The sequence below is a fragment of the Epilithonimonas sp. genome (assembly GCF_056329745.1).
Genome location: NZ_JBWEYV010000012.1, coordinates 21083 through 46233 on the forward strand (window position 1 = coordinate 21083; position 25151 = coordinate 46233).

Here is a 25151-nt window from a genome sequence, read left to right on the forward strand (position 1 = left end):
TTTTACAAGTGAATTGCAATAAGAAATTGATTTAATAAGAAATTGACTTGTTATAATATGACTTGAGGGATTAACTCTTTATTGTAACTAGACCTTTATTATGAAAGTATAAAGTAGTGTACAATTCTTTTAATCATATTAGTTATTGTTTTTACTCAAATTAAAAATTTAATTAATCAACTTTCGCGTTGCAAATTGCAAAAACTAAGGTTTCCTACCTAAATACTGTCTGCTTAAGAATGTTGCCATCAAATAATTTTCCGTAAATTCGCATAAAATTTTAATCAGATGAACTACGATATCATTGTTATTGGTAGTGGGCCTGGTGGTTATGTAACTGCTATTAGGGCTGCTCAGTTAGGTTTCAAAACCGCAATTATAGAAAAAGAAAATCTTGGGGGTATTTGTCTTAACTGGGGATGTATCCCAACCAAAGCTCTTCTTAAATCTGCTCATGTTTTCAATTATCTCAAACATGCAGAAGAATATGGCCTTAACAAGGTAGATAATCCGGGTTTTGATTTCACCAAAGTTATTCAGAGAAGTAGAGGTGTAGCCTCCAAAATGAGTGGCGGAATCCAATTCCTGATGAAAAAAAATAAAATTGACGTTATCCTAGGAACCGCCAAAGTAAAAGCGGGCAAAAAGGTTTCTGTAACAGATGCAGAGGGCAAAACTACAGAGTATGCGGCGCAAAATATTATTATTGCTACCGGAGCACGTTCTAGAGAATTGCCAAATCTTCCTCAGGATGGTAAAAAAGTAATTGGTTACAGACAGGCTTTGTCTTTGCCAGAGCAACCAAAATCTATGATTGTTGTAGGTTCTGGTGCTATCGGGATCGAGTTTGCTGATTTTTATAATACAATGGGAACCAAAGTAACTGTGGTAGAATTTTTACCCAACATCGTTCCTTTGGAAGATGAAGAAGTTTCTAAACATGTTGAGAAATCTCTGAAAAAATCAGGGATCGACATTATGACCAATGCTTCTGTAGAATCTGTAGATACCAGTGGCGAGGGCGTTAAAGCAAAAGTGAAAACAGCTACCGGGGAAATTACGCTAGAAGCTGATATTCTTCTTTCAGCAGTAGGTATTTCTGCTAATATCGAAGGGATTGGCTTGGAAGAAGTAGGCATCAAAACCGATAAAGGCCGTGTTTTGGTTAATGAATGGTATCAGACTTCGGTTCCGGGTTATTATGCGATTGGTGATATTATCCCAACTCAGGCTTTGGCGCACGTTGCCTCTGCAGAAGGTATTACTTGCGTAGAAAAAATCAAAGGCATCCATACAGAAAAGATTGATTACGGTAATATCCCGGGATGTACATACTGTCATCCGGAGATCGCATCTGTAGGATTAACAGAAAAGCAGGCAAAAGAAAAAGGTTATGAGATTAAGGTAGGTAAATTCCCTTTTTCAGCCTCAGGAAAAGCAACGGCAAATGGTGATGTAGATGGTTTTATCAAAGTTATTTTTGATGCCAAATACGGTGAATGGCTTGGTGCTCACATGGTGGGCGACGGCGTTACCGATATGATTGCAGAAGCTGTTGTAGCCAGAAAGTTGGAAACTACAGGCCATGAAATCCTAAAATCTATCCACCCGCACCCAACTATTTCCGAAGCAGTGATGGAAGCAGTTGCTGCAGCTTATGGCGAGGTAATTCATATTTAAGGAAAATAACATAATATTCATCAACTAAAACCACAGATTGTTCTGTGGTTTTTTTAATTTTACGTAATGAAAAATTCAAAATTAGGCTTGGTTCTTTCTGGTGGCGGGACAAGGGGTTTGGCGCATGCAGGTGTACTCCAGTTTCTGGAAGAAAAAAATATAGATCCCGATATCCTCTCATGTTGCAGCGCGGGATCTATTGTTGGCTCCCTGTATGCCTTGGGAAAGACGCCGGAGCAGATTTTGGATTTTTTCCAGTCTATTTATTTTTTTAACTGGAAACATTTTACGTTTAATCAGCCAGGTTTAGTTTCTTCGTCCATATTTCTCAATTATCTCATTCCTATTTTTGAAGACATTACAATTGGCGATCTCGATAAAGATGTGAGGATTGTGGCAACCGAGCTGGTAACAGGGCAACAAAAGGTTTTTGAGAAAAATTACAAAGTGGTGGATGCCATTATTGCTTCATCTTGTATTCCTGGGATTTCGACGCCTTATTTTATAGGTTCTGAGATGTACAGCGATGGTGGCGTTCTCAATAATTTTCCTGCGGATGTAATCCATAACGAATGCGATAAAATGATTGGCGTGTATGTAACGCCACCTCAGGATGTGGAGCAGAGTGATCTTAAAAGTATCCGTTCTGTTACCACGCGCGCTTATGAGTTGCTTTCACACAGGACAGAGATTTACAAATTCGCTTTTTGTGATTGGTTTATCACCTCCAAAAAATTATCTAAATATGGTACTTTTGAACGTAAGCCACAGCGGTTGGAAGAGATTTTTAAAATTGGTTACGATGAAGCCAAACGTACTTTTTCTGAAAATGAAGATGACTTTGTAGCGTTGTTTCAAAAGGATTCAAATTAGAAGTATATACATATCTGTCTTAGTATTACGGTACTGAAATTAATGCTTCTGGAGTAAATTTGATAAAAAAAATTCAGCTACCTTGTATGAAGTTTACACCAAAGATAGTCAGATAAACTTGGTGATTATTGATTTGATTGTTAAATAATATTTATTGATTTTTTTCTTTCGAGATACAAAAAGCCTTTTTTGGCTTGAATGTTTCCAATGAAAGAAAGATAAACATTGATGACTATGTTATAGAACTTGCAGAAGTTAACAATAGCATTGTAGAAATAGCAGAATCTATTTATATTAAACTGGATTTTGAGAAATATTTTGAATAGAGAGAAGTTAACTGTTCCATCAATTTAGGCAGCTGATTTGAATTTGGATTTTTATGTAAATATTTTGTGATAGATCATCTATTTGCTATTAAATACATGCTTTAATTTTTAGAAAGCGGGGGATTTCAAGAAGATTGAATGATATGATTTGGAATGGAATATTAACAAATTATAATTTTCAAACTTTTTTTCAGAGTCACCAATTCTAATTTTTGTAATAGAGTACATATAAATCAAAAACCCTATAAACATAACGTTTATAGGGTTTTTTGCGGAGAGTGAGGGATTCGAACCCCCGGACCTGTTACAGTCAACAGTTTTCAAGACTGCCGCAATCGACCACTCTGCCAACTCTCCTTACTTCTCACGATCTCTCGTTTTCAGTGGTGCAAATATAATTAGCTTTTCTATAATGGACAAGTATTTTTTTAAAAAATCAACTAATTGGCTAGTTTTCAAAAGGAAAAATTTAGTTCTTGGTTAGGTAGAACCCGAGAGCGACTGATAAAAAGCCTAAAACAATACTTGAAATGATATATAAACACAAGATTGAAAAATGATTATTTTGCCAAAGTGAGTAGCTTTCCACAGAAAAAGTTGAGAAAGTTGTATAGCCGCCACAAAATCCTGTAATCAAAAGGAATTTTGAAGAATTATCAAGTTTTAAGAAACTGGACGAAAGAATACCAATCAAAAAGCAGCCGGTGATGTTAACAACAAAAGTTCCCAATGGGAAGTTGTTAAAATTCCAAAGCTTTTGAGTGTAATTTGATATCAAATATCGTAATACACTTCCGGCACCACCACCAAAAAAAATATACAAAATCATCCTCATGATGCTAAATTATAAAATTTTGTTGGACGGTTTTTTAATTGATAGATTTAAATTTCATAAATATCAGAATCCGTAAAAGCGAAAAATCTTCCTTTTTTAGGGAGATTTTTGGTGTCCAAGCCAGTAAACTCACTGAAGGCAGGCAAAAGAAGTTGCCTTTCAGACAACGCAAAACATGGTAATTTGATTTTTTTTATGGCTGAATTAATCGCAATGCCCGGATGGATGTGCCCTGTAATCTGGAAATCCAAAATTGATGGATCATAGTCATGAATAAAGCAGATTGAATCCTTTTTTAAAAAAGAGCTTCGATAATTAAGGCCCATTTTTTGTTCCAATAATTTTGAGATGCGGTCATGATTGCCTTCTATCAAACAAAATTTGATGTTGGGATAATTGCGCTGCCATTCGCAAAATCGGTCAACATCGGTGTTGTTGCCAGCATGTAGCAAGTCGCCAACGATGATAAATTTTTCCGGCAAGAAATATTCTATCAAAACCGATAGCCGTCTCAGGTCACTTTCGAAGATTTGACTGGACAAGGCAATGCCATTTTTACGGAAATGCGCCGTTTTACCGATATGAAGATCTGATAAGACTAAGGCTTTTTCACTTTTCCAGAAGAGTGCACGCTGGTTTGTTAATGTAAAAATTTCGTTTTCTACGGTTATATTTTTAGTAGCTATTTTCATTGTTTTTACTCAAACATAAATTTGAGATCTTAAATTGACAGTTTGAATTAATTATTTTTATAAAAATCTGAAAAACAGGTATTATTTGCTTTTCCGAGCCTGCTGAATCAGTTTTTGAATGCGTGCATCCAAGGTTTCGCTGGTCAAAGTTTGCCGCAGACTATCCACTTTAATCGGGAAGCTGAGCGGTGTAAATGTGTTGGCCAATTTCAGTATTATTTTTGATTTGTCAATCCTTTTGAAGGCTTCTATCAATCGCTGTTCTTGTAGCTGTGCGTTAAAAACTTCGGTATAAGACTGCCTAACCAGAAAATGATCTGGGTCGTATTCTTCCAATACCTTAAAAATTAATCCCGATGAACTTTGCAAAGATTTATTGGAGCGCTGTTTTCCCGGAAAGTTCTGGATCACCATTCCGGAAATCACCGCAATATCACGGAATTTCCGCATGGCCATTTCCGCCGCATTAATGCTGGCAACCACATCATTCATAAGATTGTCGCGGCTGAGAAGTTTTTGTAGATTGTCCTCGGTAACTGGGATTTCTTTATCACTAAAAAGTTCAAAACCATAATCATTCATCGCCATCGAAAAAGAAATAGGTGCAAGCTTGGAAATCCGGTAAGCTATCAAAGCAGCCATCACCTCGTGCACAAGCCGTCCTTCAAAAGGATACATGAAAAGATGGTAGCCTTCCCGGTTTTTGATCATCTCTACCAAAAATTCATCTTCCCGCGGAATGTGGGAACGTTCTTCCTGGTTTTTGAGCAAAGGATGCAGGAAGCGCAATTCCTTTTCCGAAGCTTTTGGATTCAGGGCACCGGATAATTTTTCCCTTAAAAAATGCCCAAGATTCGAGCTTAGAGGTAACCTGCCTCCAAGATAACTTGGTGCAAAAGCTTTGCCTTTGGAAGCACGCACATAAACCGTCATATCCTTTATCATGGCCACTTCCAGCACACGTCCGGCCAAAATAAATTTCTCATCTCTTTTGAGTCTTGAGATAAAATATTCTTCCACCATACCAATGTATCCGCCGGAGATAAATTTCACTTTCAGCATTGCATCGCTCACAATTACACCCATATTCATACGGTGGAGCATGGCAATCCTGCGTGAGGTAACTTTGAAAAGTCCGTCTTCCTGAATCTCTATTTTATGGAACTCTTCATAATTTTTAAGAGCTTTGCCACCAATCGTTAGAAAGTCCAAAATGTTGTTCCATTCATCTTCCGTCATTTCCCTGAAAGCGAAAGTTTCCTTGATTTTAGGGTAAATCTCATGAGGATAAAATCCGTCCCCGATGGCCAAAGTCATCAGGAACTGCACGAGGACATCGAAGCACAATACCTGTGGGTCGCGCGGCTCTATAACGTTTTGTTTGACGGCTTCTTTTAAAGCAGCCACCTCTATCAGTTCCAGAGAATGGGTGGGGACACAATATATTTTTGAAGACTCAAAAGGCGAATGCCCACTTCGCCCAGCGCGTTGCAAAAACCGCGCAACACCTTTGGCAGAGCCAATCTGTATAACGGTGTCCACAGGTTTGAAATCAATTCCCAAATCTAATGATGATGTTGAAACAACGGCTTTCAATTTTCCGCTGCTGAGGTTTTCTTCGATCCAAATGCGCAAATGGCCGTCAATAGAACTGTGGTGGATAGCGATTTGTCCGGCAAAATCAGGATAGGCATCCAGCAAAAGCTGATACCACATTTCACTCTGGCTCCTGGTGTTGGTAAAAACAATAGTTGAATTGGATTCAAGGATTATAGGTACAACTTTGTTTGCCAGTTTATGTCCAAGATGTCCTGCCCAGGGAAGGATCTCGACTTCATCCGGAAACACAGATATGATGTCGATTTTCTTTTTCTCTTTTGCTGTTATTTTGGTTTTTTTGATGGGATAGGGGATGAGGACTTCCATAGCTTCGTCCAGGTTTCCGATGGTTGCCGTAATGCCCCAGATCTTAAGTTGGGGTACATAGTTCCTGAGTTGGCAGATGCCTAATTCTATCATTACACCGCGTTTGGAACCCAGCAGTTCATGCCATTCATCAATCACAATAGTTTGCAAATGTGGGAAAAACCGTTTGTGATTTTTTTGTCCCAATAATAGATGTAAACTTTCCGGTGTTGCGACCAGGATATCTGGCATATTCTTAACCTGCTGTTGACGGACTTTTGGGTCGGTATCGCCATTTCTTACACCTACAGCCCAGTCCAGACCAATCTCGTCTATAGCTTCTTGCATGGCTTTGGCAATATCTTTGGAAAGCGAACGCAGCGGTGTAATCCAGATCATTTTCAACCCTTTTTTATACAGATCGGGGTGATTGAGAAAATCTGTAACCAAAGCCAAAAATACAGAGTACGTTTTCCCAAAACCTGTTGGCGCAACCACCATTCCGCTATAACCGTTGCCGAACTTTTGCCAGGTATCCACTTGGAACATGAATGGGGAGATGCCTTTTTCGCCCATCCAGTTCTGGATGATTTTGTAGCCGTCGGTATGGTGGAATGTTGTCAAATTTCAGATGTGTTTTATTTTAGCCGATAAGGATATAAGAATTTAGAAGTCTGTTTTATTGTATCAATTTTTTAATTTCTTCGAGATCATCAATTTCGTCTACCTTTTTATCTCTACGCCAACGCAAAATTCTGGGAAAGCGCAGGGCAACGCCGCTTTTATGCCGATTGCTGAATCCAATACCTTCAAAAGCAATTTCAAAAACAAGTTCTGCTTTTACCGTTCTTACAGGGCCAAATTTTTCTAATGCATTTTTGTTCACAAACTTGCTCACCTCCATAATTTCTTTATCTGTAAGGCCGGAATAAGCTTTGGCAATCGTCACCAGTTTGTCTCCGTTTTTCACGGCAAAAGTATAATCGGTGTAATAGGCGCTGCGCCTGCCACTGCCTTTTTGCGCATAGATGAGTACCGCATCTATGGTCAAAGGATTGATTTTCCACTTCCACCAATCGCCTTTTTTCCTACCCGAATGGTAGTGCGAATTTTTCTGTTTCAGCATCAGTCCTTCGCTATTGATGTCACGGGATTTTTCCCGGATTTCATTGAGTTCTCCCCAGTTTTCAAAATCGATGGATTGAGAAATTCTGATGCGCTCTGGTTGTTCATTCAGTAATAATTCTTCTAACATGGCGCGTCTGGCAGCAATGGGTTTTTCCCGAAGGTCATGACCTTCCAGCTCCAACAAGTCATAAACAAAAACCTGAATTGGTATTTCGGAAAGCATTTTCTTGGTTAAATTCTTTCTATTAAGTCGTTTTTGCAGTTCGTTAAAGTTTAAAACTTTGTCATCCTTTACAGCCAATATTTCGCCATCAATCACAAAATTACCTGTCATATTTTGCACAACTTCTTGTATTTCGGGGAACTGTTCTGTCACCAATTCTTCACCACGCGACCAGATGAAAACTTCGTCATTCCGTCTAATAATCTGTCCCCGGATTCCGTCCCATTTGTATTCTACCAACCATTCATCGGGTTTGCCAAGTTCTTCCAACTCCTTTTCCAACGGGTAGGCCAAGCAAAATGGATATGGCTTTGAGTTGTCTGGGTTTACATTTTCTGCCAAAATCAGTTCTTTAAAAGTCACTTCCCAAGGCTGCCATTTTCCCATCAGACTGTGGGTAAGCGTGCTGGATTCCTGCCCAGAAAATTTGGTAAGTGAATTGATTAAGGTTTTACCCGAAACCCCAATCCGGAAACTTCCGCCCAGTAATTTATTGAAAATCAAACGTTCTGTGTAATCCAAACCATTCCATGATTGCAGGACAAAAGCTTTTTTGTCAGCTTCAGATTGGTCTTTGAGATTGTTAATATCACGCATCCATTGGGACAATGTGCGGTCAATTTTATCAGTCGGTGGCGGTAAAATCAAGGATAAGGTTTCGCCCAAATCCCCAACGGCAGAATAGCTCTCCTGAAACAGCCAAAAAGGGAGCTGCGTAATCTCCAGAGCCCATTCCTTCATATAATTGGTGTTCACATTCCGTTTAGGCCTTTTGCCAGTGAACAGGGCAATAAACCACACTTTATCCTCATCTGGGGCACGTTCCAGATAATCGTTGATCGCATCAATTTTAGCATTGGTTTTATTGGTGCTTTCGAGTGCGTTGATGAGTTCTGCGAAATGTTTCATTATATGATTATTTTGGGCAGCTTTTCCGTCTTCCACTCCCGCTTTTTTGTTCATCGTACCTCTTCACAAAAAGAGCTCCATTCAAGCCGGGCTGCATGCTATTCTCTGTTTTTAACACTATTATTGATTGATTAGTTTATTTGTCGATGCTTTCCTCCTCTTTTTCTTCCTCATCATCATCGCCATATAGTGTTTCCACCACGTCCGATTTAATTCCTATTTCGTTGAGGTATTTCGAGAAAACTTCGGTCTGGCCGTGCGTCACATGTAAAATTTCTGCCTCGGTAGCTTTCACTGCTTCCAGCAGGCCTTTCCAGTCGGCATGGTCACTCATGGCAAAACCGGCATCAGCACTTCGCCATCGCCTTGCCCCGCGAACCTGCATCCAGCCGGAGCAGATAGCAGTGGCAGCATCTGGTATTTTCTTAATCACATTGCTGTCCAACAAAGCTGGCGGCACTATCACAATATCACCTTTCACGTGTTTTATGCTTTCCCGAAAATCTGGGATGTCGTAGTCCGGTAGAGTAATTCCCACTTCTTCAAAAGCTTGGTTCAATTTACCAATCGAGTAGTGGACATGGATTTTGCCCATGCCTTCTACCGCTTTCATAATGCGTTGTGCTTTCCCGAGGGAATAACCGATGAATACTGACGTTTTTTGATTTTCCTGATTTTGCAATACCCAATTTTGCAGCTTCTGGTTCAGATCCGGGACTTCGAGCCAGTTGTAAATAGGGAGCCCAAAGGTACTTTCGGTTACAAATTCATTGCATTTTACCAACTCAAATGGTGTGCTAAGGCCGTCATTCTGAATTTTGTAATCTCCAGAAATCACGCTTACATAACCCTTGTACTCCAGGCGGATCTGCGCAGAGCCAATAATATGACCTGCCGGATGGAGCGAAACCTTAACACCGTTGATATTAATGACTTCGCCATAGTCCACACTCTGGCAATCGATATCTTCGGCAATTCTTTTTTTTAGGATCGGTTTTGTAAAATGATGACAGAGGTACTTTTTCATTCCCCAACGGGCATGGTCGGCATGGCCATGGGTAATGACCGCCAAATCAACAGGTCGCCACGGGTCAATATAAAATTTTCCCTGTGGGCAGAAAATACCTTTGTTTGTGAATTTGATCAGTTTCAAAAGTTTGATGATTAATATGCTTTTGCATATTCAAAAACTTAACCAAATTATTTTAAATGCAAATTTTTCTGTAAATCGCTCCAAGCGCCGCCATTATGCACATTTTTGAAGCCTTTTTCTTTTAGAATAGATTCAACTTTCACGCTCCTTAGACCATGTGAACAAACCGTGATATAGGTCTTGTTTTTATCCAATTCAACAAACCTGTGCCTTATTTCGCCTAGAGAAATGTTCTGCGAACCTGCAATATGGCCGGTTTTGTATTCTTTTTCGGTTCTTACATCAAGAATGATTGCACCATTTTTTATCAGCCTATCTAAACCTTCGTCTAAAGTATAATATTTATAAATTCGGTAGACAAGATAGGAAACAAAAATAATCCCGAGGATGATCAGCAGTTTTTTCATAGTTTACTTAAAATTTTTCTATCGATATAAAATGTCCCAAACGGAATGATGCAGGCTAGCAGCACTTTCCAAGTTGTTTCTTTGAATTTCCAATTCTGCTCAACACCCACGCTTAGTGTATTAAATAGAAATAACAGAAATAATGAGCCGTGTATTGGTCCCATCATTTTCACTAATTGAGGATTGTTCGCGCCATATTTTAGCGGAACTGCGATGAATATTAAGATTAAAAGTGAAATCCCCTCAAGTATGGCAATCACTCTTAATCTTCCAATTTTAGTTTTAAATAGGTCTATCATAATTATCTGAAGTATGGTCTGTTTGCAAGTGGTGAAAAGGGCCAAGGAATGGCTATAAAAATGATAATCAATGCAATAGTGAAATAGATGAGCATAATTTTAAATTTGCCTCTATCACTTGTTTTTCTTTTGGCAATAGAAGAGCCTATTGTAATTAAGATAATTGAAAGCAGCATCAGAAAGATGTGTATTAACCCAAAGAATAGAAGATCAAACGATTCTTTAGCTTCGGAAAAATTCTTCCAAAAATATTTGATAATTGGACTTTGAGTATATAATGTAATTCCTAAAACCAGTTGGATGTGGGCGATTGTTGCTGTCCAATGCCTTACTGAATCATCAGTTTTTGAAAATGATATCTTGGAGAAGTAGCCTTTATATGCCCTAAAAATAGAGTAAAATAAACTTAATAAAACCAACCACCGAAAAGTGGAGTGTACAAATGTTAATGCCTGATACATGTTCGATAATAATAATCTACCACAAAGATAAATGAAAAACATACTAATTAGTATGTTTTTGATTAAAAAATTATTGTAAGTTTTTAAAATATGTTTTAAGTCCTTTTAAATAAGTAAAATATACAGCTTTTGAATTTTCAAGTTTGCCTAAATTTCGGATTCCCCAATAACCTGAAATTACAAAAATCGCAATTTCTTTTGCACTAACTTCAGGTTTTACAAATCCTTCCTTTTTTCCCTCTTCTAAAGCGTTAATCATTGTATTCTCCCAATGCAAAGAGAGTTGATTTAATGCTTTTGTGAAATCAATATTCCAAGGTGCCATTTCCTGAGTGAAATTGGAGGCTGGACAGCCATACTCAACTTTTAAAGTATCATTTTCGATGAGTAAATAATACATCAGATTGTAAATCGTTTCAAATGGATTTTCTTTGTTTTGAAAAGGATGAATAAAAGTATTTTGGAAGTTTGGAATTAAAAGTTCGTTGATAATTGCCAAACCCATTTCATCTTTAGTTTTAAAGTGATAATAAAATGCCCCTTTTGTGACTTGGGTCGTCGCAATTATTTCATCAACACTAGTTGTCTGATAGCCTTTTTTGTAAATCAAATCAAAAGCTTTCTGAAGAATATTAAGACGAGTTTCTTGAGATTTTTTCATTAAAATACTGATCGGTTTGTTTTGCAAAGGAACAATATTTATAATTAAATTAATTACTAGATTTTGCTTGGAAACAATAAATAATCTCCGAAAAAAAATTATTTCCGGAGATTATATTTTAGTTATAAAGACGATTAAACTATAGCATGGCCTTCGATGCCATCAGAATTATTAGTTTTGTTGCCTGTAACTGCAGCTGCCACAAAGTTGAAAAGACTTACCAATTTGCCGGCTTTGGTATCCCAATAGTAGGTTTCTTTTGGTTCTATTCTAATGATGGAAACGTTAGGGTCTTCTTTGCCATCAAACCAGGCGTTGGCCATGGGGGACCATTTGTCCTCTATGGTAGATTTGTCTTTGTAAACCGATGCTTCTCCAAATACCGAAAGATATTCTGCATCGCTGTTATTCATAAAGTAAAGTTGTACCCGCCTGTCTTCTTTGATTTCAAAGTTTTTGTTGCTGGTTTCGCTACTGATGAACCAGAGATTGCCCTCGTCATCGGTTTCCTGTAAAGTCATCGGTCGGCTGTTGCTCGGCAGGCGGTCCAGTTCGGTGCAAAACATACAGATTCTGGCTTTTTCTGAGAGTTCCTGGATTTTTTTAATCGCTTCTAGGTTCGTAAGGTTTTTTGTTGACATAATATTTTGTTTTGATGTTATCATTATTTTTAGCGTTACAAATAATGTGCTATATATTCAGTCCATTCGTATAATGATGATCGTTTTCTTAATATCACGATGGAATATTTATTGCAGATAGCTTACTTACAATCCGCATTAAATAATCAAATATGAGAGCAATCTGGAACGGTGCCATTGGTTTTGGCCTTGTCAATATCCCCATCAAGTTATATTCTGCCACAGATTCCAGCACTTTGGATCTTGATATGCTGGACGGCAAAGATTTGAGCAATATCAGGTTCAAAAGAATCAATGAAAAAACGGGTAAAGAAGTCGTTTGGGAGAATATTGTAAAAGGCTATAAAATAGAGGATCATTATATCGTTTTGGACGACAAGGATTTTGAAGCGGCAAGCCCGGAAAAATCCAAGGTTCTCAGTATTTCCCAGTTCGTCAAAGAATCTGATGTAGATCCTGCATTTTTTGAAACCCCTTATTATCTGGAACCACAGAAGAACGGCGAATCTGCCTACCAGTTATTATTAAAAGCTTTGACCAAGACCAAAATGGCTGGCATTGGCTCGTTTGTTTTACGGGATCGCGAAATCCTTTGCCTGATTAGGCCTTATGACAACCAAATCTTGATGGTCAACCGAATGCGCTACCCCGAAGAAATGCGAAGTTTTAAAGACCTCAAAATACCTTCGGGCAACACATCGAAGCCTGCCGAACTCAAAATGGCGGAGCAATTGATCAAATCCCTGTCCAGTGATTTTGATCCCAAATTATATAAAGATACCTATAACGCAGACCTGCTCAAGATTATTAAGCAAAAAGCAAAAGGGAAAAAAATAAAGATTACAGAAACCAAACAACCCGAAGGCAAAGCAACCGACCTGATGGCTATGCTGAAAGCCAGTTTGGAAAAAGGTAAGAAAAAGGTGGGTTAAGGCCTATAGCTTGTACGTTATTATCATTTCATCTTCATTAATAAATTTAAGAATCATGGCTCTCGAAGATTATAACAAAAAACGGAATTTTAAAGAAACCTCCGAGCCGGCAGGCAAAGTGGAAAGTGGAGGTAAAGCGCTTCGGTTTGTTATCCAGCGCCACGCCGCTTCCCATTTGCATTATGATTTCCGCCTGGAGATGGATGGCGTGCTCAAAAGCTGGGCGGTTCCCAAAGGCCCTTCTCTCAATCCTGCAGACAAGCGTTTGGCGATGATGGTGGAGGATCATCCGTTTGCTTACAGAACTTTTGAAGGTTCGATTCCCAAAGGGAATTATGGTGCCGGCGAGGTAGAGATTTGGGACGAAGGGACTTATGAACCGATAGAAAAAGTGAAAGGCAAAACAGATGATCTCATTATGCGGGCCGAATTGCACAAAGAATCACTCAAGTTTATCCTTCATGGTAAAAGGCTAAAAGGTGAATTTGAACTCGTCAAAAAAAAAAATTGGAAGGAAGAGAATGCCTGGCTGCTTATTAAACACAAAGATAAATTTGCTGTGGATGAGGATTATAATGCAGAAGATCATACCGATAAAAATTCCAAAGTAACCGCCTATCTCGAGGAGAAAGGAAGTAAAAAAAAAAATAACAAATCCGAAGGGATAAAGAAGTTTAAAAATTATGCACCAGCACTTTCGGGGGAGCGTAAACTGCCGGAATTTATCCATCCCATGCTGTGTAAAATCTCTGAAAAAGCTTTTGACGATAAAGAATGGGCTTTTGAAATCAAGTGGGACGGTTATCGTGCTATTGCCGATCTTAGTAAAGATGAGTTGCGCTTATATTCCAGAAACGGTCTTGACTTTTCAAAGAAATTCAAAAAAGTAACCAACGCGCTCCAGCTGCAAGAACATAAAATGGTATTGGATGGCGAAATTGTTGCTTATGATAATCATGGAAAACCCAATTTTCAGTGGTTGCAGGGTATTGGCGAAAATCCGGAACTGGTCTTGACATTTCAAGTGTTTGACCTGCTTTGGCTGAACGGCCATTCAACGGAAAGTTTGGGTTATCTTCAGCGTAAAGAATTACTGAAAGAGGCACTCCAGGAAAATGAAATTATCAAGTACAGCGATCATATTCTGGAGAAAGGGCCGGAGTTTTTCCAAGCGGCAAAAGACATGGGGCTGGAAGGTATTGTAGCCAAGAAAACAGACAGCTTTTATAAAGAAAATATCCGCAGTTCGGAATGGTTAAAGATTAAAATCCACAAAAGTGATGAAGCTGTAATCTGTGGATTTACGGCGCCTAAAGGTTCCAGGAAAAAGCTTGGAGCATTGATCCTCGGTAAATACTTGGATGGTGAAATTGTTTTTGTTGGCCACACCGGCGGTGGTTTTAATGATAAAATGCTGGCAGATATTTTCAATAAAATGCAGCCTTTGATCACAGACCAATCAGTGTTTAAAATTACCCCTAAAACCAATACCAAAGCCACTTGGCTGAAACCACAACTGGTGGCGGAAATCAAATTTTCGGAACTAACGAAAGATCATATTTACCGGCATCCGATTTTCCTTCGGCTTCGGGATGATATAGAACCAGATGAGGTAAGTTTTACTCCACAATCTTCAAGAATAGAGACCATGAAAAAAACAGAACCCAAAAACAGAACCGGGAAAGACGAAACCATCAAAAAAATTGGAAAGCAGGAACTGAAACTTACCAACCGTAACAAAATCTATTTTCCTGATGATGACGTGTCAAAGGGAGATGTTATTGATTATTACCAAAGTATTTCCAAATATATCCTGCCCCATCTTAAGGACAGGCCGCAATCTATGAACCGTTACCCGAATGGGATAGAAGGTCTTAGTTTTTTTCAAAAAGATGCCGCAGAAGAGACACCGGATTGGGTAGAAATACAGAAAGTGTTCTCGGAAAGCAGTGATAAATATATCAATTACATCATCTGTAATAATAAAGAAACATTGGCCTATCTTAATAATCTCGGTTGCATAGAGCTAAATGTTTGGACGAGCAAAGTGCAAAAAGCCGATCATCCCGATTATCTTGTGCTGGATCTGGATCCATCAGAAAAAAACACGTTTGGGGATGTTGTGGAAACTGCACAGGCCGTGAAAGAAGTATTGGACTCAGCAAAAATTGATGGCTTTCCTAAAACTTCCGGAAGTACGGGGATCCACATCTATATCCCGATGAATGCCAAATATGATTATGATCAGGTGAAAGATTTTGGTCATCTGCTGATGCAAATGGTTCAGCAAAAACTTCCCAAACTTACCACTCTGGAGAGAAGCCTGCAAAAGCGGGACAAAAATAAAATTTATCTGGATTACCTTCAGAATAGGCGAGGGCAAACCCTTGCAAGTGTTTACAGCCTTCGCCCGAAAAAAGGTGCGCCCGTTTCTATGCCGCTGGAATGGGCAGAAGTGAAAGCCGGGCTAAAACCCACCGATTTTAACATTCACAACGCACAGGAACGGTTGCAAGAAAAAGGAGACCTTTTCAAGCCTATCCTGGGCAAAGGCATTGACATGCTGGCTGTAATCAAAAAGTTGGAGCAATAATATTAACATCAATCAAAAACAAAAAAAACTTCCAGATATTGGAAGTTTTCTCGTTGAAATCCGGTTTAGAATTAATGGTAATTAATTTTTCCACCGATTACTTTTTTATCATTTCTGGTTTTTGGATTACCATAAACATCAATCACGCCACCGGCTCTCGTCTTAGCATCTACAGAACGGGATGCGTTAACAGAAGCTTCTCCGCCGGCATTGGTTGTGATACTTGTAATTTTTGTTTTGAGGTTTTGTCCATCATATTGCCCACCGGTATTTACAATCACCGACTGAGAATCTGCTTCACCTTGCAATTTGATAATTCCTCCCGTATTGGACTTTCCGTCCACCACGCTGGCATTTACATTCAGGTCAATCTGGGAACCTTCGTTGGATGTTACCTGCAATCTTGATGCTTTAATTACATCTTTGGAAGAGATTCTAGAACCTTGGCTGGCCTGCACGTTATTAAGGTTTTTGTAATAGATTACCACTTTTACGTCGTCGCCCTGCATTAGTTTAAGGGTTTTCATTCTTATTTTCAGTTCGTTGCCTGAGTTTACAAATTCTATATCGTCTGATTTGGTTCCCGAAACTTCAGCTTTGTACGATGAAGAGGATACCAGTTCTACTGGGATTTTATCAAATACTTTGAGTGATGTAAAAGCACCAATGGCTTTAGTCTGTGCCAGCGCAACCTGCGAAAAGAGGAATACGGAAGCGGCTACTATTATATTTTTCATAATTTAAAATTTGAAAGGTAGTTGCAAAACCAGAACCAATTTTTGTTATAATTAGTTAAATTTTTAATGACTGATGATTTATTAAGGATGAAAATATTATTTTTATAAGATATGCAGCGTATTTTATTTATTGTTTTAGTGGTTTCTCTTACGGCTTGCCAGTCGGTTAAGAAAAGTAACCGTTTTATGACGGAGCTTATTCCGGCAGAAAAACTGCGGAAGGATGTTGACTTCGGTTACCAAAAACTGAAACGTTACCATCCTAACCTGTATTGGTATATTTCCAAAGAAGATCTGGATTATAAATTTGACAGCCTAAAAGCCCAGATCCAGCAACCAATGACGCCTAATGCTTTCTACTTTCGCCTGGCACCGGTTATTGCGAGTATAGGCGAAGGTCATCTGCGCTTGCGTGCTTATCCCAGAAAATATTCTAAAGCGGAGGAAAAAGAACTCAAAACTAAAAACCCGCTGTTTGCCCAGATGGAATACAAGGTTTTAGGCGACCGGCTGTTTGTCACCCAGAATAAAAAAAATGTGGCAGATATAAAACCAGGAACCGAAATCCTGAAAATTAATAATGAAAATACGGCAGACCTTATCAAAAAATACAATCAACTGTACAGTTCCGACGGAAAAAATAAAACCTTCCAAAAGTATTTTATCAACCTGACGTTTTTCAGTTTTTATACCCTTGAAAAAGGATATCAGGACAGCGCGATGCTGACAGTAAAAAGGGACAATGCCATCTCGGAAATAAAAATCAGGCGAACCAAAAAATCTGAGCAGGAACTTAACAAAGATGATGAGAAGGTAAAGTTAACGGAAATGCAAAAAGTACAGGATTATAAACCGGAATCAAATACTTTTAACCGGAGTTTGAAATTTCTGGATGCGGACAGTACTATTGCCTATATCAAAATCAAATCGTTTTCTTCCAGTTACGCCAAAAAGTTTTATAAATCTTCGTTTGATAAGATGAAACATACTAAATCCAGTGTGTTGATCCTAGATATAAGGGATAACTTAGGTGGATCTCTGTCCGAAATCAATACGCTATATTCTTATCTTACGGATAAAGAATTCAGCCTGATCAAGTCACCGGAGATGACTTCCCGGACTTCGGGGATGTCCCAGAACTATTTCCGCGGGCAGGGTATTTTTTCATCAGTCCTCAGTGCTGCCGGCTATCCGTTTTTTCTTGCCGGGAATTATGCTTTGTCATCCAAAAAAGGCGAACATTATTATTTCCGGGATTTTAATTCAAGACCTACAAAGCCTCAGAACAACGCGTTTACAGGTTCTATTTATGTATTGGTCAATGGTGGTAGTTTCTCGGCTTCGTCTATCATCGCAGCCAAATTAAAATTTGAAAAAAGAGCACTTATCATTGGCGAAGAAACCGGCGGGGCAAATGACGGCACCGTTGCAGGTGTTAACAATACCGTAACGCTTCCCAACTCCAGGTTGACTTTGCCTATCGGACTTTTCCTGATCCGTCCCAATATCACCTTTGAAAATAAAAGCCGAGGCGTGATGCCAGATTTTTATGTTGACCCTGATTTTGATAACCTGAAAACGCAGGACGATAAAACCCTGAACTGGGTTTTGGAGGATGTCAAATTCCGCAATGGTATTATTCATCAGAATTAATAAAAAAAAGTGAGTCCTGTTTATAGAACTCACGTTAGTATCTGTATAGATAATATATTTACTTAATGATTTTCATCTCGTTGAGCAGCCATTTGGCATCGGCGTATTTATCGATGACAAAGAGGATATATTTGGTATCTACCATAATATTTCTGCAAAGTTTTGGATCATAATTAATGTCACTCATCGTACCTTCCCATTGCCTGTCAAAGTTAAGCCCAATAAGATTTCCGTAAGCATCCAGAGCCGGGCTTCCTGAGTTTCCGCCAGTGGTATGATTGGTTGCCGTAAAGTTAACAGGAACATCGCCAGACTTATCTTTGTAGATGCCGTAATCCTTGGTGTTGTAAAGACTGATTAGCTTCTGTGGCAGGTTAAACTCGTAATCTCCCGGAATATATTTTTCCATAACACCGGTAAGGTGCGTCTGGTAGCCATAAGTGACCGCATCTCTTGGGTTGGAACCTTTTACTTTTCCGTAAGTGACACGCAGCGTAGAGTTGGCATCCGGGAAAAACTTTCGGTCTTTGTCGGTCTCCATCTGCTGAGCCATGAAGGTTTTTTGCAATGCATCAATCTCGGCCTGGTAGCTCGTTACTTTATCATGCGTGGTTTTTACGTAAGTATTCTTGATGTTGGAATAAAGCTGTACCAAAGGGTCATTCTTAAGGGCTTTAACTAAAGCGTTTTGGTCAGCAAATACTTTGTTGATGTCTGTGTAAACGTTAGCGCCATTCACCATTCCGCCGCCTGTGATTACCGAATTTTTGGCCCAGTTTTCCAAAGTTGCTGTGTTTTTGTTAGCATCTTTGTATTGGTCAAAGCCTGCAGGCAAAAACTGCTGTGGCGTTTTGTTGGCATAGAGAGCAAGGACTTTAGCAGTCACTTTTGCGTCAAGGCCGCTTTCGTAATCTTTATAGATCTCTGCCAACCTTGATTTTAGATTGTCCAAAGATTTTTGAGAAGAAGTCCCATTGTCCACAGCTTCTACATAACTCCCAAAAAGACTTGCCAAAGCCAGGGTTTCAGAATTTCTGGGCATCTCGGAGTAATACGCTCTGTTCAGTGCATAAGGAGCCTGTTCCTGATAAAGCCTGTTGAGGTTGTCCACCGTGGTTTTGATGGCTGGATTTTTGGAAATCAGCATTTGCTCATACTGTTGTTTTTTGCCAACAGCATTGGATTTTTTCAACCCTTCGATTTCGCCCTGCCATTTTTTCCAGGCATTGGAAATTCTGGCGTATTTAGAAGCATATTTAATTCTTGTTGCATTGTCCACTCTCATTTTCTCATCAAGAGTTTTCAAAGTTACATCACGCACAGATATCATTGCCGGATCAATCTCTGTCATGATTTTTTCTACCGCTACGGCAGGTAGATATTCTGTTGTTCTCCCAGGAAACCCGAATACAAAAGTGAAGTCATCTTCTTTTTTATCCTTGATAGAGATTGGCAAGAAATGCTTAGGGGTGTAAGGGATGTTGTCTTTGGAATATTCAGCGGGTTTATTGTTTTTATCGGCATAAATCCTAAACATCGAAAAATCGCCTGTATGACGTGGCCAAACCCAGTTGTCTGTGTCCGAACCATATTTGCCAATAGCAGAAGGTGGTGCTCCTACAAGACGGATATCTTTGTAAGTTTCGATAACATAAGCGTAATATTTATTACCGTAATACATTGGCTTTACCGATATTTTCTGGTAATTTTCGGTTTTTTGAGAAGCAATGTAAGCCTCGGTGTTTTGTTTGATTTTAGCGTCCAGTTCTTTGCCGGAAAGTCCCTGAGTACCGGACAGGATTTTACCGGTAACTTCTTGGATATCGGTAATGAAATCTACCGTAACGCCAGGGTTGGGTAATTCTCCGGTTGTGTCTTTTGCCCAAAAACCGTTGGTTAACAAGTCGTTTTCTACGGTAGAGTGCGACTGGATATTGTCATAACCACAATGGTGATTGGTTAATAAAAGGCCTTTTGGCGAAATAACTTCTGCAGTACAGCCGCCGTCAAATTGCACCACGGCATCTTTTATACTCGCTTTGTTGGGGTCAAAAATATCTTTGGCAGAGATCTTCATTCCCAGTTCTTTCATTTCTTTTTCATTCACTTCTGTTGGTATCCACATGCCGCCGTATTGCTGGGCGAATGTCATTACAGCTGATAAGGCAAAAGCTGATAAGAGAATTTTTTTCATTCTAAAATTTTAAAATTTTACGAATTTAATTAAATTTTTAAGATCAGGTGTCTGTTGCTGATTTTAGGAATAATTAATCTTGCTCCGGCGTATTGTTTTTAACATGCAGGCGGTCTTCTACATATTCTATTTTGGTTTTGCCGTGTGGTTTAGGACTTCCATTTTCGTCCAGTCCCACAAAAACTAGTTTGTCTATGGTGATGATGATCTGATGGGTCATTTTGTTCCTTACCTCGCAGCGCAAGGTTAAAGAAGATTTCCCAAATTCTGCCACCTCGATCCCGATTTCTATAATATCGCCCTGTTTTGCTGAACTTACAAAGTTGATTTCGGAGATATATTTGGTTACCGTTCTGGAGTTTTCCAGCTGTATGATGGCGTAAAGTGCCGCTTCTTCGTCAATCCACTGCAAAAGCCGTCCTCCGAAAAGTGAATGGTTAGGGTTGAGGTCTTCCGGTTTGATCCATTTTCTGGTATGATAATTCATCATGATTCTGTCGCATTTTAATTTGTTGCAAAGGTAAAATTATAATAGGATTTGGGCGGTTCTATCTCATAGAAAATATGGATAATGACATTAATTTTCCATAATTTATCCTGAAATTGAATGGTGGGATTTTTGATTCGTTATAATCTTAGTATTTTTGTAAAAATTTTAGAAAATGTCAAAAGTTAAAATAGGAACTGTTCAGATGTCTTGTGTCAAAGACAAGCAGGAAAACCTGAACAAGGCCATTGAAAAAATAAAAGAAGCTGCTGCAAAAGGCGCTCAGATTGTTTGTTTGCAGGAGCTTTTCACTTCATTATATTTTTGTGATGTGGAGGATTACGATAATTTTGAGTTGGCAGAACCTATCCCGGGACCGTCCACTGATGCCTTATCACCAGTAGCCAAGGAATTGGGCGTTGTGATTATCGCGTCGTTATTCGAGAAAAGAGCCCAGGGACTTTACCATAATACAACTGCGGTTATTGACGCAGACGGGACTTATCTTGGCAAATACAGAAAAATGCACATACCCGATGATCCTGCTTTTTATGAAAAATTCTATTTTACGCCAGGCGATTTGGGTTATAAAATTTTCAAAACCAAATTTGGGAAAGTAGGCGTGTTGATCTGCTGGGACCAATGGTATCCTGAAGCTTCCAGAATCACCGCATTGATGGGTGCCGACATCATGTTCTATCCAACAGCTATTGGCTGGGCAACGGATCAGGATGAGGAAACCAATCAGGACCAGTACAATGCTTGGCAAACCATCCAGCGTTCACATTCTGTGGCCAATGGCGTTCCGGTTGTTTCGGTGAATAGAGTAGGGTTTGAACAGGATGGCGCCATGAAATTTTGGGGTGGCAGTTTTGTGACCAATGCTCAGGGAAAATTATTATATCTCGGTTCTCATGATAAAGAAGAAGTAGCTGTTACAGAAGTGGACCTTGCCCAAACCGATTATATGAGAAAACATTGGCCATTTTTGAGAGATAGAAGAATAGAAACTTATTCGCCGATTACAAAGAGGTTTATAGATGAGGATTAATTCCTTTACTCATCAAAAAATTAGATAATGAACAACAATAATAATTCTGAATTGCTATCTTCAGCCTTAGACTTACATAATTATACTTTCCCAGCCGAATGGGAAGAGCATGAAGCAACCTGGCTCTCTTGGCCTCATAAGGAAGACTCCTGGCCAGATAGGATTGATTTGATTTACCCTGCTTATGCACAATTCATTGCTGAATTAACGAAAGGTGAATTTGTGTGTATCAATGTCAAAGATCAGGAAATGCAGGCGTTTGCCATGGAGTATATTTCTCAGGCGGGTGCAGATATTTCCAAAGTGGAGTTTTATTTTAATGAGACCAACGATGCCTGGTGCCGGGATCATGGTCCAGCTTTTTTAATCAACAAAAAGGGAGACGAACCACAAAAAATTATTGTGGATTGGGGTTTCAATGCGTGGGGAGGTAAATATCCACCTTTTGAACAGGATGATGTGATCCCAACTAAAATTGCAGAGGAAAAAGGATTGCCGGTTCTCTATCCCGGGATTATTATGGAAGGCGGCTCTGTAGAATTTAACGGTGCAGGAACAGTTTTGACTTCAAAATCTTGTCTGCTTAATAAAAACAGAAATCCGCATCTTTCCCAAGAAGAAGTGGAAGATTTTTTGAAAAAATATTACGGACAAAAGCAGGTTCTTTGGGTAGATGACGGGATTGTGGGCGATGATACAGATGGTCATGTGGATGACACCATCAGGTTCGTTAATGAAAATACAGTTCTTACGGTTATAGAAGATAATCCTGAAGATGACAATTACGAAATCCTTCAGACCAATCTTCGCCAATTAGAAGAAATGACTTTGCTGAATGGTGAAAAACTGAATATCATCAAACTGCCAATGCCGGATGCGGTGTATTGCGAAGGACAGCGTTTACCGGCTTCTTACGCAAACTTCTACATCGCCAATAAGTCTGTCATCGTACCAACTTACAGATGTGATAAAGATCCTGTAGCTTTGGAAATTATTCAAAAATGTTTTCCGGATAGGGAGGTTGTTGGCATAGATTCTACCGATATTATCTGGGGATTGGGAAGTTTCCATTGCCTCAGCCAGCAGGAGCCTTTGGTTTAATTAAAATCAAAGCTCCTCAAAGCTTTCGGATCCAGATATTCCTAAAATGGATAGGTTCACTGGGGTCATTATGAGCTTGCAGCATAATGGGTGAGGCACCGTGTTTTTTGTAATAAGGTTGGCCAACCCATAATGTTTGCCCTTTTAGAGCCACATGGTTTTGCACCAAAACGCCATTCAAAAATACGGTTAAATAAGCTGGTGACGTAAGGTTGCCTGGTTTGTCAAATCGCGGTGCCGTCCAGCTTATATCGTAGCTTTGCCATTCCCCGGGTTTTCTGGATGCATTTACCAGCGGCGGAGTTTGTTTATAAATTGAGGCACTTTGCCCGTTCACATAAGTTTTGTTTTGATAGCTGTCTAGGATTTGCAGTTCGTAGCCATCGCTTTCGTTACCGAGGTAAGCCAAAAAGATACCGCTGTTACCGCGAAATTGCCCTTCGCCGCTGATATTTTCCGGAATCATAAATTCGAGGTGAAGCTGGTAATCTGTAAATTTTTCTTTTGTGATAATGTCACCGGATTTTTTGTTGACGGTCAATATACCATTAGTGATATTCCATTGGGCTTCGGTGTGGTTTTTAGCCATCCAGGCATCCAGGTTTTTACCGTTGAAAAGAATAATAGCATCAGAAGGAGCACCGAAAAAGGCTGGTTTTGCTTCTACAGATTTTGGTACGGGTTTATAAACTTCAGTTTTAGCTGCTTCTTTAAAAACATCGTCTTGTGCGGAAACCGAATAAAAAAACAGAAAAAACAATAGGGATGGAAGCGTTCTCATTATTAAAATTAATATTTTTGTTAAGATGATTGTAAACAAAGATATAACAACTATTAAGAAGACTTTGCCTTTTATATTGGGGACTGCCATTTTTATGCAAATGTTGGATTCTACAATTCTTAATACGTCATTGCCGTCTATTGCCAGGGATTTGCACGAATCACCGCTTAATATGCAAAATGCGATAATCAGTTATGTTTTGACTTTGGCGCTCTTCATGCCGGTAAGTGGTTTTTTGGCGGATAAATTTGGTACAAGGCGGGTTTTCATTGTTTCTCTAGTTTTATTTTCTTTAGGTTCGCTATTCTGTTCGATGTCACAAAACCTTACCGAATTGGTGGTTTCCCGCGTCATACAGGGCGTTGGCGGAAGCTTGATGACGCCGGTAGGCAAGTTGGCTCTCATACGGACTTTTGATAAAAACGAGTTGCTGAAAGCCATGAATTATGCCATTGTACCTGCGCTAATTGGGCCGGTTTTGGGTCCTTTGGTAGGTGGTTACTTGGTAGATTATCTATCTTGGCACTGGATTTTTATCATCAATATTCCCATTGGTTTATTGGGGATTATCCTGAGTATAATGTATATGCCAAATTACAAATCACCGGTTATAGATTTTGATCTCAAAGGTTTTCTGATTTTTGCCATGGCCTCGCTGCTGCTGTCGGTATCTTTGGAATGGCTCGGTAATTCCAAAAATATCACACCCGTGCTTTTGGTGTTCCTTCTTGGTTTTTTGATGTTGTTCTTCTATTACAGACACGCTCAGCGCGATAACAATCCTATTTTTCCTCTTAACCTTCTTCAGGTTCGCACCTTTCGGGTAGGGATTTTAGGAAATCTGGCAACACGACTGGGTATCAGTTCTATCCCGTTGCTTGTGCCATTGATGATTCAGATTTCATACGGGCAATCTGCATTTGTTTCTGGGTGGATTGTGGCTCCAATGGCACTAACGTCTATGTTTGGGAAGTCTGCGGTAATTAGGATTCTCAACCGTTTTGGTTATCGCGAGACGTTGATGGTCAATACTTTTATCATTGGCGTTTTGATATGTTCGCTTGCCATTCCGGGTGCTCACAGTTCTATTTATTGGTATGTGCCCATTCTTTTGCTGCTCGGTTTTTTCAACTCTATTCAGTTTACAAGTATGAATACTATTTCTATTGCCGACCTTCGGAAATACCACACCAGCAGCGGAAATTCTTTGGTAGCTGTTAACCAGCAGTTTGCAATTGGATTTGGGATATCGTTTGGGCTTATCGTTCTCAAGCTCTTTGAAGGCGATGTAAAACTGATTCATAATGAAACTCATAACGCTTACCGATACACTTTTCTGATCATGGGGATTATTACCATATTTTCAGGTTTGGTTTTCCGGAGATTGCATTCCAAAGACGGAGAAAATATGAAATCTGTATAAATTAAA

At 39.3% G+C, this 25151-nt stretch carries 21 protein-coding genes and 1 tRNA gene; 8 read left to right on the forward strand and 14 right to left on the reverse strand.

From position 1 onward, the window contains the following. The first annotated feature begins 288 nt into the window (after positions 1-288). The gene (gene lpdA, locus AC00Y6_RS09765) at positions 289-1680 is read left to right on the forward strand and encodes a dihydrolipoyl dehydrogenase (RefSeq protein WP_474490434.1); all 1392 of its coding nucleotides are present in this window, start codon (positions 289-291) and stop codon (positions 1678-1680) included. 66 nt (positions 1681-1746) lie between these two features. Next, the gene (locus tag AC00Y6_RS09770; protein ID WP_474490435.1) at positions 1747-2553 is read left to right on the forward strand and encodes a patatin-like phospholipase family protein; all 807 of its coding nucleotides are present in this window, start codon (positions 1747-1749) and stop codon (positions 2551-2553) included. A 598-nt stretch (positions 2554-3151) separates the two neighbouring features. On the opposite strand, the gene AC00Y6_RS09775 is transcribed toward AC00Y6_RS09770, so the two are convergent. The 10 genes from AC00Y6_RS09775 to AC00Y6_RS09820 form a co-directional block, all read right to left on the reverse strand. After that, a tRNA-Ser gene (locus AC00Y6_RS09775) sits at positions 3152-3236 on the reverse strand. A 112-nt stretch (positions 3237-3348) separates the two neighbouring features. Next, a complete protein-coding gene (gene crcB, locus AC00Y6_RS09780) occupies positions 3349-3708 on the reverse strand; it encodes a fluoride efflux transporter CrcB (protein ID WP_474490436.1) in 360 nt (119 codons plus the stop codon). Positions 3709-3761: 53 nt separating this feature from the next. Next, positions 3762-4406: a ligase-associated DNA damage response endonuclease PdeM gene (gene pdeM / locus AC00Y6_RS09785; RefSeq protein ID WP_474490437.1), complete on the reverse strand. Its 645-nt coding sequence runs from the start codon at positions 4404-4406 to the stop codon at positions 3762-3764. An 81-nt stretch (positions 4407-4487) separates the two neighbouring features. Continuing rightward, positions 4488-6935 (reverse strand): ligase-associated DNA damage response DEXH box helicase, encoded by a 2448-nt coding sequence (locus AC00Y6_RS09790; RefSeq protein WP_474490438.1) that lies wholly within the window; start codon positions 6933-6935, stop codon positions 4488-4490. Between the two features lie 55 nt (positions 6936-6990). Continuing rightward, on the reverse strand, positions 6991-8571 hold the full coding sequence (locus AC00Y6_RS09795) for an ATP-dependent DNA ligase (RefSeq protein WP_474490510.1): 1581 nt from the start codon (positions 8569-8571) through the stop codon (positions 6991-6993). A 136-nt stretch (positions 8572-8707) separates the two neighbouring features. Further along, the gene (locus tag AC00Y6_RS09800) at positions 8708-9724 is read right to left on the reverse strand and encodes a ligase-associated DNA damage response exonuclease (RefSeq protein ID WP_474490439.1); all 1017 of its coding nucleotides are present in this window, start codon (positions 9722-9724) and stop codon (positions 8708-8710) included. Positions 9725-9771: 47 nt separating this feature from the next. Further along, complete coding sequence (locus tag AC00Y6_RS09805; protein WP_474490440.1) at positions 9772-10131, reverse strand: rhodanese-like domain-containing protein; 360 nt, start codon at positions 10129-10131, stop codon at positions 9772-9774. Beyond that, complete coding sequence (locus tag AC00Y6_RS09810; protein ID WP_474490441.1) at positions 10128-10430, reverse strand: DUF3817 domain-containing protein; 303 nt, start codon at positions 10428-10430, stop codon at positions 10128-10130. Before AC00Y6_RS09810 ends, AC00Y6_RS09805 begins: the two co-directional genes overlap by 4 nt. Positions 10431-10961: 531 nt before the next feature. Continuing rightward, a complete protein-coding gene (locus AC00Y6_RS09815; RefSeq protein WP_474490442.1) occupies positions 10962-11552 on the reverse strand; it encodes a TetR/AcrR family transcriptional regulator in 591 nt (196 codons plus the stop codon). 134 nt (positions 11553-11686) lie between these two features. Beyond that, positions 11687-12193: a pyridoxamine 5'-phosphate oxidase family protein gene (locus tag AC00Y6_RS09820; RefSeq protein WP_474490443.1), complete on the reverse strand. Its 507-nt coding sequence runs from the start codon at positions 12191-12193 to the stop codon at positions 11687-11689. A gap of 152 nt (positions 12194-12345) precedes the next feature. Between AC00Y6_RS09820 and ku the strand changes: the two genes are divergently transcribed. Beyond that, on the forward strand, positions 12346-13125 hold the full coding sequence (ku, locus tag AC00Y6_RS09825; protein WP_474490444.1) for a non-homologous end joining protein Ku: 780 nt from the start codon (positions 12346-12348) through the stop codon (positions 13123-13125). A gap of 55 nt (positions 13126-13180) precedes the next feature. Then, on the forward strand, positions 13181-15718 hold the full coding sequence (gene ligD / locus AC00Y6_RS09830; RefSeq protein WP_474490445.1) for a DNA ligase D: 2538 nt from the start codon (positions 13181-13183) through the stop codon (positions 15716-15718). Between the two features lie 71 nt (positions 15719-15789). On the opposite strand, the gene AC00Y6_RS09835 is transcribed toward ligD, so the two are convergent. Continuing rightward, a complete protein-coding gene (locus AC00Y6_RS09835; protein WP_474490446.1) occupies positions 15790-16455 on the reverse strand; it encodes a head GIN domain-containing protein in 666 nt (221 codons plus the stop codon). Between the two features lie 111 nt (positions 16456-16566). Between AC00Y6_RS09835 and AC00Y6_RS09840 the strand changes: the two genes are divergently transcribed. Beyond that, positions 16567-18108 (forward strand): S41 family peptidase, encoded by a 1542-nt coding sequence (locus tag AC00Y6_RS09840; RefSeq protein ID WP_474490447.1) that lies wholly within the window; start codon positions 16567-16569, stop codon positions 18106-18108. A 58-nt stretch (positions 18109-18166) separates the two neighbouring features. Here AC00Y6_RS09840 and AC00Y6_RS09845 read toward each other — a convergent pair whose 3' ends face one another. Further along, a complete protein-coding gene (locus AC00Y6_RS09845; RefSeq protein WP_474490448.1) occupies positions 18167-20302 on the reverse strand; it encodes a S46 family peptidase in 2136 nt (711 codons plus the stop codon). 73 nt (positions 20303-20375) lie between these two features. Further along, positions 20376-20789, reverse strand: a complete 414-nt coding sequence (locus AC00Y6_RS09850; RefSeq protein ID WP_474490511.1) for an acyl-CoA thioesterase — start codon at positions 20787-20789, stop codon at positions 20376-20378. A gap of 175 nt (positions 20790-20964) precedes the next feature. Between AC00Y6_RS09850 and AC00Y6_RS09855 the strand changes: the two genes are divergently transcribed. Beyond that, a complete protein-coding gene (locus AC00Y6_RS09855) occupies positions 20965-21840 on the forward strand; it encodes a carbon-nitrogen hydrolase (protein ID WP_474490449.1) in 876 nt (291 codons plus the stop codon). A gap of 27 nt (positions 21841-21867) precedes the next feature. Next, positions 21868-22941, forward strand: a complete 1074-nt coding sequence (locus AC00Y6_RS09860; RefSeq protein WP_474490450.1) for an agmatine deiminase family protein — start codon at positions 21868-21870, stop codon at positions 22939-22941. 16 nt (positions 22942-22957) lie between these two features. On the opposite strand, the gene AC00Y6_RS09865 is transcribed toward AC00Y6_RS09860, so the two are convergent. After that, positions 22958-23722, reverse strand: a complete 765-nt coding sequence (locus AC00Y6_RS09865; protein WP_474490451.1) for a 3-keto-disaccharide hydrolase — start codon at positions 23720-23722, stop codon at positions 22958-22960. Between the two features lie 25 nt (positions 23723-23747). Between AC00Y6_RS09865 and AC00Y6_RS09870 the strand changes: the two genes are divergently transcribed. Beyond that, positions 23748-25145, forward strand: a complete 1398-nt coding sequence (locus AC00Y6_RS09870; protein WP_474490452.1) for an MFS transporter — start codon at positions 23748-23750, stop codon at positions 25143-25145. The last annotated feature ends 6 nt before the right edge of the window (positions 25146-25151 follow it).